This is a genomic window from Spirosoma profusum (assembly GCF_014699005.1).
In the GTDB taxonomy this organism is placed as follows: Bacteria; Bacteroidota; Bacteroidia; order Cytophagales; family Spirosomataceae; genus Spirosoma; species Spirosoma profusum.
In genome coordinates, this window is the sequence record NZ_JACWZY010000002.1 from 376,562 (window position 1) to 388,650 (window position 12,089).

Annotated in this window: 11 protein-coding genes; 5 read left to right on the forward strand and 6 right to left on the reverse strand. The window is 48.4% G+C overall.

Annotation, left to right across the window (positions count from 1 at the left end; all coding sequences use genetic code 11):
- Positions 1-726 (forward strand): FkbM family methyltransferase, encoded by a 726-nt coding sequence (locus IC229_RS03890; RefSeq protein ID WP_190885609.1) that lies wholly within the window; start codon positions 1-3, stop codon positions 724-726.
- 13 nt (positions 727-739) lie between these two features.
- Here IC229_RS03890 and IC229_RS03895 read toward each other — a convergent pair whose 3' ends face one another.
- From IC229_RS03895 to IC229_RS03905, 3 genes are read right to left on the reverse strand one after another with little or no spacing between them, the layout of a single operon-like run.
- The gene (locus tag IC229_RS03895) at positions 740-1,111 is read right to left on the reverse strand and encodes a DUF2304 domain-containing protein (protein WP_190885610.1); all 372 of its coding nucleotides are present in this window, start codon (positions 1,109-1,111) and stop codon (positions 740-742) included.
- A complete protein-coding gene (locus IC229_RS03900; protein WP_190885611.1) occupies positions 1,111-1,791 on the reverse strand; it encodes a glycosyltransferase family 2 protein in 681 nt (226 codons plus the stop codon). The genes IC229_RS03895 and IC229_RS03900 overlap by 1 nt, the downstream gene beginning before the upstream one ends.
- Complete coding sequence (locus IC229_RS03905; RefSeq protein ID WP_190885612.1) at positions 1,784-3,880, reverse strand: DUF7657 domain-containing protein; 2,097 nt, start codon at positions 3,878-3,880, stop codon at positions 1,784-1,786. Before IC229_RS03905 ends, IC229_RS03900 begins: the two co-directional genes overlap by 8 nt.
- A gap of 129 nt (positions 3,881-4,009) precedes the next feature.
- Between IC229_RS03905 and IC229_RS03910 the strand changes: the two genes are divergently transcribed.
- Both IC229_RS03910 and IC229_RS03915 read left to right on the forward strand, forming a co-directional pair.
- Entirely contained in the window at positions 4,010-5,029 is a 1,020-nt protein-coding gene (locus IC229_RS03910) for a lysylphosphatidylglycerol synthase transmembrane domain-containing protein (protein WP_190885613.1), read from the forward strand.
- Positions 5,030-5,136: 107 nt separating this feature from the next.
- Complete coding sequence (locus tag IC229_RS03915; protein WP_190885614.1) at positions 5,137-6,708, forward strand: hypothetical protein; 1,572 nt, start codon at positions 5,137-5,139, stop codon at positions 6,706-6,708.
- Between the two features lie 183 nt (positions 6,709-6,891).
- Here the strand turns inward: IC229_RS03915 and IC229_RS03920 are convergent, their stop codons facing one another.
- Positions 6,892-8,520: an amidohydrolase family protein gene (locus IC229_RS03920; protein WP_190885615.1), complete on the reverse strand. Its 1,629-nt coding sequence runs from the start codon at positions 8,518-8,520 to the stop codon at positions 6,892-6,894.
- An 86-nt stretch (positions 8,521-8,606) separates the two neighbouring features.
- On the opposite strand from IC229_RS03920, the gene IC229_RS03925 reads away from it, so the two are divergent.
- Together IC229_RS03925 and IC229_RS03930 are read left to right on the forward strand one after the other, a co-directional pair.
- A complete protein-coding gene (locus IC229_RS03925; RefSeq protein ID WP_190885616.1) occupies positions 8,607-9,551 on the forward strand; it encodes a hypothetical protein in 945 nt (314 codons plus the stop codon).
- Positions 9,552-9,624: 73 nt separating this feature from the next.
- Entirely contained in the window at positions 9,625-10,389 is a 765-nt protein-coding gene (locus tag IC229_RS03930) for a hypothetical protein (RefSeq protein WP_190885617.1), read from the forward strand.
- Positions 10,390-10,523: 134 nt separating this feature from the next.
- Here IC229_RS03930 and IC229_RS03935 read toward each other — a convergent pair whose 3' ends face one another.
- Together IC229_RS03935 and IC229_RS03940 are read right to left on the reverse strand one after the other, a co-directional pair.
- Positions 10,524-11,411 (reverse strand): metallophosphoesterase family protein, encoded by an 888-nt coding sequence (locus IC229_RS03935; RefSeq protein WP_190885618.1) that lies wholly within the window; start codon positions 11,409-11,411, stop codon positions 10,524-10,526.
- A 26-nt stretch (positions 11,412-11,437) separates the two neighbouring features.
- A complete protein-coding gene (locus IC229_RS03940; protein WP_190885619.1) occupies positions 11,438-12,085 on the reverse strand; it encodes a hypothetical protein in 648 nt (215 codons plus the stop codon).
- Positions 12,086-12,089: the final 4 nt, after the last annotated feature.

Below are 12,089 nucleotides of genomic sequence, written 5' to 3' on the forward strand. Positions count from 1 at the left end.
ATGATTCGGCAATTATTAGCTCCTTACTGGCATAAATTCTATGATCGAATGATGGCCAGCCGTCGTAAAAATTTTTATAAAACATTGATTAAACCCGGCGATTTATGTTTCGACGTAGGGGCTAATATTGGTAATCGAACGGCTATTTTTCTGGGGCTTAAAGCCCGCGTTGTTGCTATAGAACCGCAGCCCAGTTGTGTTGAGGCCCTAAAAAAGCGGTTTGGCAATCAAATTGAACTGGTAGCCAAAGGATTAGGAGCAACGGAAGGAGAATTGCCCATCCACATCAGTACAAACAGTACGTTGTCGAGTTTTTCGGAAGAGTGGATTGATGCCGTTCAGGACCGATTCGCTGACTATAGCTGGAATGAAACCATTATGGTACCAGTTACGACACTCGATGATTTGATAGCCAGCTATGGAGTGCCGACTTTTTGTAAAATAGATGTAGAAGGATTTGAATTACAGGTGTTGCGGGGGCTAACGCAGCCAATTCCAATGCTTTCACTCGAATATGCCGTGCCGGAAGCCAAGAGTAACCTCGTTGCCGTTATTGACCTGCTTAATTCACTCGCGGCTGATGTACGATTCAATTATTCGCCCGGCGAAAGTATGCAATTGGCACTACCTGAGTTCATTTCATACGCTGAGTTTACGAATCTCATTAACTCTCCGAAATTTGAGCAAACGCTCTTTGGCGATGTATACGTCAAAAGTCGGCTGTAGGTGATTTCAGTGCCTAAACCTCTGTTTTTTTGACTGTGCCTGGTGAGCGATGATGCTTGATAGCGTTTTGCCGGATTATTTGCGTCAACATGGTATCATGCTGAAGTAACCGACGGTATAAGACGGCGATGAGCAGGAGAAAACCAGTAAACAGCAGGTAAAACACCAGGTCAACTCCTCGGCCTACCCCCAGTTTTGTTGCCAGATAAACGGGCAGAATAGGTACGGCCACGAACAGAATACCCGTGAACACAATTCCGATAAAGAATAGGCGATACAGCAACCGGTTGCGAAACAGACGTAGTGAAGCAACCGCTACTACCAGCAATAAAGCGGATAATAATAGCTGAATGGGTGTTAGTGTAAATTGAATATCAGCCGTCATTAGCGGAAATATTTATTAATAAATACGTCAATCAGGATATCAATAGCTCCCTGCCACCGTTGGCCTTTTACCTGCGAATATTCGGAGTAAATAATGTGGGTTGGGTGCTCGATGAAATGCAATTTTTTGCGCCGGATGTGCATCAGTATTTCAGTCGCGTGGGCCATCCGATTTTCTTTCAACTGAATAGCCCGGAGTGCCTGACGGTTCATAACCCGAAAGCCATTGTGGGCATCCGATAGCCATAAGCCCGTCAGCAGGCCGTTCACAAGTCTGGCTACCCGGAGTAACAATCGGCGTAGTCGTGGTATAGCCTGCAAGTCGTCCTCCCGCATGAAACGAGAGCCCAGTACTACGTCGACTTTTTGCGTCTTCAGTACGTGGATAAACTGATCGATATCAGCCGGATTGTGCTGCCCGTCGGCATCAAAATGAACGACAATATCGGCTCCCTGCTGAAGCGCGAAATCCATACCCGTCTGGAGAGCAGCTCCCTGGCCCAGATTGATATCGTGACGCAGGTAATAAACGGGCAGATCCCGCACAGCATTAGCCGTTTCGTCGGTCGATGCGTCATCAATGAGTACAATGTGGTACTGATCGCCTAGCGACCGGATAGTCTGGCGAATGACCTTTCCTTCATTAAAGGAGGGAATCAGAATGAATACCTTGTCAGTCATTGGTTCGGTAAATTTCAAGATTACCTAATTTGGCCACTTGTTTCATACAACGAATTTCAACCGGTTGCGGTGTTCGGTCGAACAGAATATAGCGCACGTTGAGCTTCCGAAGTTTTGGAGAGCAGGGATCAAGTGCCACCTGATAACCATCTTCAAATCCGCTGTAAATAACCACCGAGTCAGGGTGGGCCGGATCGATATAGCTATTGTAAATGGCGTGAGCGTATCGGTTATAGGCCGAGTCACGTTTGGCGGTTGGGTCCAGCACATGCATGGTTTTAAAATCGGGCTGATTTTTTACGCCACTCAATTGGTTCACTCCCGTAGCCGTCACTAGGTAAGTGATGTACTGATTCCCCAACACCACCCAGCGAGCTTTCGGCTCCTGAAGATGTAGTTCCCGCACTTTTTGATATAACGCATTTTCAGTAATGGGTGCCATGCCTTTCCCAACCGGATTGATTTTCAAATTGGGTAGCGTAAAAAAGACAACAGCCCCCACAACGGCTAGTTCTTTATGACGGAAATTGACAACGGGAAGTAACAGGAAATTGAGCGCCATGAAGAACAGCGTCGGCAGAAATAGCTGATACGCTTTATAAATCCCCTCTGCATCGTTCAGATTCAACCAGGCCGCGTAGATCATAAAGCCCACTACGCCAACCGACAACAGAGCCGCCACAGACCCGCTCACCTTGAGTTTCTTATCCTGGATATAGCCCATAAATAACACAGCCAGCACTACGTTGCCAATGCCAAACGGTATCTGCGTACGGCGGGTTGGGCTAACATCGAGCAGGGTTGCTTTGGCCAGAAACGCCGGGAAACCTACTTCCATCCAGACCAGCAGAATCAGTACGTATGCCAGAATGATGGCCAACAGCGGATCGACTTTCCGGGTGCGGGTGAAGTAGATAAGCGTACAAACAGTGATGACGGGCGTAAAGGTGATAAAGTGCGATAACTCGCAGATATTGAGCCAGCTTTTCGGGAATTTCTGGTCGTTAAGTAGCCAGCCAGCGTAGTACTCAGAGAACCAGTTGGCAATAAAACCTGTGCCCCCAACTTCACTACGTTTGCCAGGATAAACCGTATTCGACATAACGTCGATGGTCGATTTCGCGTCTAAATAATACTGGTAAAAAATTACGCCCATCACGGCGAAAGCCACCGCAAATACGCCCAGCTTAATCCATATCTTGTCGAAGATTAATTGTTTATCGTAATACCGCCAGGTATAACCGACCAGTAGGAACAGAAGCAAATAGCCTAGCGGTACCTGATAGGGCGGATAAAGGGTCAGGGCGAACGTAGCAAAGCACCAGAAAAATACAACTCCTGCAATGAGTAGGGTACGGGTTCGGTTTGAAAAGAACATGTACGCCGATGCTACCAGCATACCGAATCCTGAGAGGATACTGGTCAGTAGGAAAAAAGACCACCACGCCAAACCCGGCGAAAAAACCAACCAGACGGCCCCCAGCACCGATAGCCAGAACTGATTCCGGGTAAGGAGCATGAACGCTAACATTACCGAAATCAGCCCAAAGCACAGAATGAAATTCCAGCGCCAGGCAAACCCATGTTCAACGTCGAATAGATAGAATCCCCAGTAATCGGGGCGGAAAAACGAAACAAAGTGATTGATAGGGAAATAACCGACCAGGGCCACCTTCTCTCCCCCAATGGCAGGATTTTCCAGCGGGAAACCCTGATGCGCCTGCGAAAGCATGAACGGAGCCAGAATAGCCCATTCATCCATACGTATCGGTTTAGGTGTGCCTGAAATAATGCCCCGTCGTGCATCGGAACCGTCGGGAATAACGGTATTCCACATGCCTATCGACGAGTAATTAATCTTTGCCAGCGTCAGTAAGATAAATAGCCCAATACAAATGCCCAGAAACCATTTTACCCGCTTGTCGAACCGAATTAGCTCAAAAGGCCGCTCAGTCGACTCAACTTCTGAAACAACAGGTTTGGGTGGCTTAACAGGCTGATGATGCTCAACGTTGGGTTGCGATTTAGTTTGTTTAACAACTGGGGTAGAGGCAACAGGAGCAGGCGGACCTTTTCTTTTTTTAGACATGAATTCGACTATTGAAATCGATCTTTGGGTTGGACTGGTATTTGCTAATACTCAATCAAACTTACTAATACCGTGCCAAATTTTCATAAGATTCTGTGCTCTCTTCCTCAAAATAGCTAATTTGCCCGTATGAATAAACCGTTTGTGCGGCAGGTATTACCCATTTTACTGGCTATTGGCTTGTTATGGTACGTACTGAAAGATGTTCCTCTGGCTGAACTGGCTTTTCAATTTAAGCAAGCTAATTATCGGTGGCTGAGTGTTGTTCTGCTGTTCACCGGATTCTATTATCTTACCCGTGCGGCCCGCTGGAATCTTACCCTACAGGCTCTCGGTTACCAGCCGTCATTGTTCCGTAGTACTATTGCTATACTAGCTGGTTCCCTTGCCAGTATGCTCATTCCCGGCGCAGGCGAACTAACGCGCTGCGGCACGCTTCAGCGAACCGATGGAGTTCCACTAGCCAAAGGGATTGGGTCGGTAGTAGCCGAACGGGTCATCGATCTATTAATGCTTGTCGTCCTGATATGCCTGACTGCACTGCTCGAGTCGGCGCGTATGGTTAATTACCTGACGGGTTTGCTCACACCCATTACGTCCCGATTACCACATACAAAATCGAGCGGTATTTTAATGGTTGGTTTGTTGGTAGGACTTGCGGGTTGTAGCGGCTTGCTTTACTGGCTCTGGAAACGTGAGTACCTTCAGCGATATGCGTTCGTTGGGCGCATAATCCGAATCGGGCGCGACGTACAGGTAGGCTTTCTCAGTATTCGGCAGTTGCAGCAGCCTCTATTGTTTGTTGTGCTGACAGTGATGGGAAATACACTATCATTTATCATTGCGTATGTCTTGTTTTTTACTTCCGTCCAGACACTTTCGCTACCTCCTTCGGCGGCCTTGACCGTGGTAACGGTTAGTTCGCTGGGTGGACTGGCCGTACCGACGCAGGGTGGCTTAGGAACGTATCACTTTTTGGTGAGCCGGGTGCTCATGCTGTATGGAATGCCCGAGACAAAAGCCGTAGTGGCTGCTACGTTCATGCACGCCGTGCAAACCGCTTTCTCGTTATTATTCAGCAGTGTTGGGGTTCTGATTCTACCAATGATAATTCGTAGGCAAATCAGCGCAAATCAAACAATACGTTAAGTGTATTTTTATGAATTTTTATAGAATTTATGCAAAAAATGCTTTTTGTAGTAGGTTGCAATTAACTATTTTCATTCAAATTAATTTTTACCAATCATAGCTCCGGTATGAAAAAACCTTTAGCCTACATCATTTTTAGTACCCTTTTATTCCTTTCGCCTGGTCTTACAACTTACGCAGGTAGTTTACCCACTATATCATCGCCACTTGCTGCTACGTGTCCTTCAGCTATATTTAGTTATACAGCTTCGAGCAGCACTACAGCCGTCATCTCAAACTCGTTGTCCGCACCAGCTCTCATAACTATTTGCAACGGCAGCTCTCTGGTGGTGGGTATGTTGACGGCTGACGTACCGACGGCTAACATTCGCTTTATTGAACAATTAAATTCAAATGGAAATATAGTGTTTCAAGGTGTACCACTTGAGACCCAGCGGCAAGCTATACAGGTAGGCATTGAGTACTTCAGCCGCTCTTATGGTCCTTATACGTTGTCCAACCCAACTATTACCGGAACTATCAGTGAAACGTTTACACCTTACATTGATCTCAATAACGACCGCCAATTCAATCCTGCAACCGAATGTCTGGGACAGCCTGCTATACTCAACTACGTCATTAACCCAATAACCACTCCGACCCTATCGGCCAGCCCCCTGGTAGCCAGTCAACCTATCTCCGTCACCGCCACAGGATGCTCAGGTACCCTTAACTGGACTCCTGTCGGAGGAGTAGGACAGGCTAATGGTAACATCTATACGTTCTCTCAGCCCGGATCGTATTCTATCTCAGCTACCTGCACACAAGGAAGTTGTACTGGCTCATCATCCAATGTTGTTGCTCTGCAAGTTCTGCCTGGCAGCTTTGCTATCAGTTCCATTACTACAGCCCAGTGTCAGACAATTGATGTCAGCCGAGGGAGCTATCAGGTTCAGTTTACCCCTGTTTATTCTGGCACCAACGGTAATCCTGTCAGCTTGTCGGTAACTAAGGAAATGTTACCCACAACCTTATCCGGACCTTATAGCCTGACACTTTATAGTGACAACCCCAGTGTCTCTGTAGTCGCCAATCAGGCTGGCAACCCTGAAGCCCGTTACGTCTACAACTGGCTCGCTGCCTGCCAGCCAGCTAGTTTTGCCTTTGTTGGAGTGAGTACGGTAAGCTGTGAGGTGCTGAGTCCAGTTCAGCGTCGGATCACGTTTACTCCTCAATACAGCGGCTCTAATGGTAGCCTCATCAGTTTCTCGGTGGTTAATGAAATGTTGCCTACTATGACTCCGGGGCCATATCAATTAAACCTCTATATCGACAATCCGGTAATCTCGCTACGGGCGCAGCAGGGCGGTACGTCGACGACTTATGCCTATAACTGGCTGGCGTTCTGCAATGTGCCTGCACGAGTGGGCGTAGGAGAAGCTGGAACGGGCTTGCAGGTTCGGGTGCTGGGTAATCCGGTCGAAAACCAGAAGCTGAAGGTGGAAATCAATGGTGTAGAAGGCCAACGGGTCGGCATTGAGTTGGTGGATCAAAAAGGGCGTCGTTTACAACAGAAGCACCTGGAGCGAGCCGCTGGAATGGAACAGGTGATGCTGGAGCTAGGCTCACAGCCCGGGGTGTTGCTGTTACAGGTGAGTACTGCTAACCAGCGGCAGGTGATTCGAGTCGTGAAACCGTAGGAATAAGATATAGTTAAAGGAACGCATAAACAAAGCCGGGCTTAGACTCGGCTTTGTGTTTTTAAGCAGGTGAGGTTGTTACTATTTCTGAACGTCGTCAAGTAAAACTATCCCTCACATGTATCAAGGATACTCAGCTGGAGCCAACTAGTTAGGTGAAGTGATGCGGTCAGTACGTTAATGTTAGTTCTTGCCACCGCCTACTTTTCCAGCTTTGGTTGGCATACCGGGCTGCGTAATCTCGAAGTTTTCTTTAGTTTTTGCATCGGCTACTAACTTCCGAACGTCGGCCAGCAGTTTTTTTGCGTCGTAAACCACGCCATCTTTCACCGTATACGTAACGCCACCCACACGCTCGACTTCGTTTTTGTCGTTGAGGTGAATGGCCCCTGTTCCATACAGCACTTTCAGATTCGCCAGTGGATTTTGGTCAACAATCACGAAATCAGCGAGTTTGCCGACTTCTACAGAGCCAATCTGATCGGCCATGCCGAGAGCTTCAGCACCTTTCAACGTAGCAGCACGTATCACTTCAAGCGGATGGAAGCCCGCTTCACGTAGCAACTCCAGTTCGCGGATGTAGGCGAAACCGTAGAGCTGGTAAATAAAGCCGGAGTCCGAACCCGTCGTAACGCGACCACCCCGGTTTTTGTATTCGTTGATAAACTCCATCCAGAGTAGATAATTTTTCTTCCACGCCACTTCCTGCTCCGTGCCCCAGTTGTGCCAGTACGAACCGTGCGAAATCCGGCTAGGGCCGTAAAAACGCCATAGACTCGGCATCGTATATTCGTCGTGCCATTCGGCTCGGCGGGCCAGCATCAACTCGCGATTGGCTTCGTAAATATTGAATGTCGGGTCGAGGGTGAAATCGAGCGCGATAAGTTCATCCAACACCTTATTCCAGCGTTCGGAGCCGGGTTTGGCGGCTTGTTGCCAGAGGTTTCCGGCTTCTTCGAACCGATTCTGCTCGTTGTTGTAATTATACGTAGCAGGATAGTTCTGAACGGTTTTATCATCAAAAAGAGCTTCGGGCAGGCCGTACCAATGCTCCAGCGAAGTCAGACCAGCTTTAGCTGTTGCCAGCGCGTTCATTCGGGCCACTTCCAACTGAGCGTGGTGGCAGGCCGACCGCAAACCAAGTTTTTTATTTTCTTCCAGTGCGGCCCGAAAAATGGCAGGTTCAGCACCGAAAAATTTAATGCCATCGGCACCTCGTTTAGCGTTCAGTTGAACCCACGCCCGTGCCTGTTCGGGCGTACTGATGGGTTCTTTAGCGCCTTGTCCAAAAACCGTATACGCTTTGATACGTGGTGCGGTAATTTCGTTACGTTCACTTTTGGCGCGATGTTCCAGTACCCAGTCAAGTCCGTTTCCGCACGATGGGTCGCGGATGGTCGTGATGCCGTGGCCAAGCCAGAGTTTGAATACGTATTCGGCATTCGCACCCTGCGCCTGCCCACCAATGTGCCCATGCATGTCGATAAAACCGGGCATCAGATACATGCCTTCGCAGTTCAGTTCTTTGTCACCGGGATCGGCTTTCGGACGATTTTTGGCATCAATCGGAACACCCGGAAAACCGACTTGTCTGATTTGCGCAATGCGGTTTTTCTCGACCACAATATCGACGGGCCCAACCGGCGGAGCACCTGTGCTGTTTACCAACGTAACACCCCTAATAATGAGATTACCGAAAGGCCCATCACCTTCGTGCCGGGCTGGTGCTTTCTCAACCTGTGCTGAAACAGAACGAACGATGAATAAGGCAAAATAAAGAAGAAGTAGAAGCCGCGTAGAAGGTTGTATCATGATTGGCAAATCGTTTTCGATAAACAGTTGTAAGATAAGCGAATCTGCCGGAATTTTGCGTACGAACAGCCTTTGGACTAACCTCCATGAAACAATTTGTAACCAGATACTTCCTGCTTTTTGTACTGTTGCTGGCCGTAGTTATTGCTTTTGCGATGAAGGCTACCATTTTTCAAAATCCCAAGCCACCACCAAGCCAGCCGGCAACGCTACAACTGGATTTCGGCTGGAATGCGGAAGAAGGCGCGTATTGGGCAGGTAATCTTTTGGAAGTCAATACGTATCGTCTCGAGCAAGCCTATAAAGGCGTACTGAATGCCGGTGAAGCTACGTTGGTTTTCACAGTAGAAAGCATTCTGCCCAATACACTTTCTCCCGCTGATAACGACGAAAACGCGATACTAACGCTGAAGTCAAATCTGACCCGGCGATTTGGAAGGGGTACATCGGATGGGTCATTTGTTACGTCCGTTTTGACGCCAGTTCATAATCCAATTTTTCCTAATACGTTGGTTGTCAATACGTCGAAACAACTTTGGGAAGGGTATGGTCATCAGCAACTAACGTACCGCGACAACGCCTATCAGGTGCAAACTCAGCCATCAGATACGAAAGAAGCTGACCAACCCCAATCCTTAGTCAAAACCCGGCTTGAAGATGAACTCTGGAACCGGATCCGGCTGGAGCCCGACAAATTACCGACTGGTGAAATCCAGCTTATTCCGGGAACGGCCATCACACAGCTACGTAACATTCCTTTAAAAACGTTGCCTGCAAAAGCCACGTTGGCTGATTATGAAGGCGTTCTTTATCCGGGTAAGTTTTTGAAATCGTACATTCTCGAATACCCGACGGATGACCGCACGATGGTCTTTGTTTTTGAGGGCAAATTTCCGCACAAAATTGTCGGTTGGGAAGAAGAGTATCGAACGCAAGATAACCTTCTGACCTCTCGAGCCGTTTTAGTAAATACAGTTCAGACGGATAAACAGAATCGTAAAGTCCGTTCGGACAGTACGTTGCATAACTAATCATTCACAAAAAAGAACGGCGGTGCTGCTACGTTGTGAAAAGAACTCCGGTAGTACTCGTTACAAATACGTAATGAATCGACTAATCATCATTTGCATACTTACTTTTTGGGCAGTTGCCTGTTCGTCGGAAAAAGATAAACCGGTACGTTCGGAAGAACCGGTTTACACGTTGATTTTTCTGGATAAAACACGTAGCGTGAACGTGAATAAGTCGTTTGTAGCTCAGAAATATCAGCAGGCTATAACTGATATCATCGAGCAGAACATCCGGCAGAAAGGCGATAAATTGGACGTTTATTTCATCCATGAAAATACGTCCAAAGCGCGCGCCCTGAACCTGACGGTACGTTCCGAAATGGAGGACGTATCAGCAGCCAGCCCTACCGACCGCGAAGCCGCCGAAACTGAATTTAACCTCTCGCTGACGCGTGAAAAAGGGCAAATCCGGCAGCGAGTGTTACAACAATTGATGACGCAGAATGACGGCGCATCGAATCAGGAAACCGACATCTGGGCTAGCCTGCCAGTGATTGCGCGAGCGAACGAAACGGGTGCGACTGTAAAAGTGTATTACCTCAGCGACATGATTGAGAGCGTAAAAGGCGCCACTCGGCGCGATTTTCAGGTAACTCCCCCTAAAGACAACGCCCAAGCCGATGAATGGGCTAAGGCCGATGCCAGGCAACTCAAACGATACACCATCGGCAGCCCCGAAATCACGATGATTTTGCCCTTCGAGCCGAACGCAGCCGTTAAAGAAAATAATCCGGCTGTCACGCAGTACTGGCAAACGCTGCTTGCCGAATTAGGTGCTGGGAACGTAGCGGAGGAGTGATGTTAATGTGAAGTATGGGTAGTCAATTTTTGTCATCCTGACGAAGGAAGGATCTTAACGTTTCCTTATCCGTGTGTTAGGATACTTTAAGATCCTTCCTTCGTCAGGATGACAAAAACAGTAATACTACGTCCTCATGAAGGCTCTGGAACCTCTTCAATCTCAGCGGGAATCTCGAAATGATAACCTTCCGAAAACCCTGAGAAATCGTTTTTCAGGCAAAAAGAAGTTAAGTCAAGGCCATTGCCTTTTCGCTGGACGGACAGATAGTGAAACAGCGGTTTGTAGTCGGCGGCTAAATCAGGAAGTCGGTTGGCTGACGTATTGAGCGGCTGCCGTAAGCCACCCCCGCCCCCGATAATCAGAAACGTTTTGCCGTCGAATTCGTAGCGCTCGAACGCGTGCGAATGACCTGTAATGAATAGTTTTGCCTTCTGCGACTTCAGGTAAGGCGGAACGAACCGTTGCTGTACCAGTTTCGACGAACCGACCAGCTTGCTATTTGAGTAAGGGGCGTGGTGACACGTAACAATCACTACGTCTACGGCCGAATCGTTATCGAGTTCTTCCAGCGTTTGTTCATACCAGGTTTGCTGTTTCACCAGATCGGCAGCCGAAAGAATGCCAAAATTTGAGTTGAGCATAACCACTGCAATCCGATCGGTAGTTTTGACGTAGCCTGTCGGAATGTGATCTGGAAAGCGTTTCTGGAAGTTGCGTGCTCCTTTCTTCGGACGGCCCATTACGTCGTGATTACCCATAAGCGCATACACGGCGGTACGTACCTCGGTGCATTTCAGCAAAAACTGGTCGATGATACGCCACTTATTGTTGCGGTATCCTAGCGAAACGATGTCGCCCAGCCAGTACAGTACGGCAGGACGAATACGCAGGATTTCGGCAAAAATGATTTGGGTTGCCTTTTTGTTCTGATGGGCACGTAGCACCAGACGCTCGACAAACATAGGCGCCTGGGTATCGCTCAAAAATAAAATCGATCTGTGTTCTTCTGTGTTTTCCATAATACGTCTTCAATCAGAACGACGCTTTACCACGAAAAAGCGCGCCATACCAGGTGAACTTCGGCAACAAAAGCGGCATTTTCGCTGGCAACAGCATCATACCATTTTAATTCAACCGCTGCCCGAAAACGCCGACCAACGGGTTGCGCATACGAAGCACCGGCCATCCAGCCCGTGCTGTACGTACTGGCATTAACGATATTTCCATAGTTCAATCGCGAACGTACTATATAAACGCCGGTTCCGCCCATAATCGACATTCGGCGGGCAAAGCTACGTTCGGTACCCGTCAGCCAGCCCAGCGGCATGGCAAACATGAGCAAAATGGGTGTGGTCGATACGTAAACCTGCGAACGCTCGCCTGCTATAAAACCCCGGTAGCTATATAGTGTTGTCCAGCCTGTTTCCAATCCTACCCGCAGCCGATGGTCAGGATACCACATAACCCGAATCGTTCCCGGAAAGCCGAATCGACTAACCCGGGCCGCTTCCAGCGTAGGAGGTACGCCAAGATGCGTTGAATAGTAAGACAAGCCCGTTCCGGCCGTAACGACAATGGCATATGGCCCCCGCTGACTTAATAGTGAGTCAATTTCTGATTGCTGTGCCCGCGCTCCCAAAGAGCCGAAGAGCCAGGCAATCAACCAATATAGTATACGAATGCGAGGTTGCATCGGT

What these genes read in the sequence shown, in the direction of transcription:
- IC229_RS03890 (WP_190885609.1), top strand. Translation starts at nt 1, where the DNA reads ATGATTCGGCAATTATTAGCTCCTTACTGGCATAAATTCTATGATCGA.
- IC229_RS03895 (WP_190885610.1), bottom strand. Translation starts at nt 1,111, where the DNA reads ATGACGGCTGATATTCAATTTACACTAACACCCATTCAGCTATTATTA.
- IC229_RS03900 (WP_190885611.1), bottom strand. Translation starts at nt 1,791, where the DNA reads ATGACTGACAAGGTATTCATTCTGATTCCCTCCTTTAATGAAGGAAAG.
- IC229_RS03905 (WP_190885612.1), bottom strand. Translation starts at nt 3,880, where the DNA reads ATGTCTAAAAAAAGAAAAGGTCCGCCTGCTCCTGTTGCCTCTACCCCA.
- IC229_RS03910 (WP_190885613.1), top strand. Translation starts at nt 4,010, where the DNA reads ATGAATAAACCGTTTGTGCGGCAGGTATTACCCATTTTACTGGCTATT.
- IC229_RS03915 (WP_190885614.1), top strand. Translation starts at nt 5,137, where the DNA reads ATGAAAAAACCTTTAGCCTACATCATTTTTAGTACCCTTTTATTCCTT.
- IC229_RS03920 (WP_190885615.1), bottom strand. Translation starts at nt 8,520, where the DNA reads ATGATACAACCTTCTACGCGGCTTCTACTTCTTCTTTATTTTGCCTTA.
- IC229_RS03925 (WP_190885616.1), top strand. Translation starts at nt 8,607, where the DNA reads ATGAAACAATTTGTAACCAGATACTTCCTGCTTTTTGTACTGTTGCTG.
- IC229_RS03930 (WP_190885617.1), top strand. Translation starts at nt 9,625, where the DNA reads ATGAATCGACTAATCATCATTTGCATACTTACTTTTTGGGCAGTTGCC.
- IC229_RS03935 (WP_190885618.1), bottom strand. Translation starts at nt 11,411, where the DNA reads ATGGAAAACACAGAAGAACACAGATCGATTTTATTTTTGAGCGATACC.
- IC229_RS03940 (WP_190885619.1), bottom strand. Translation starts at nt 12,085, where the DNA reads ATGCAACCTCGCATTCGTATACTATATTGGTTGATTGCCTGGCTCTTC.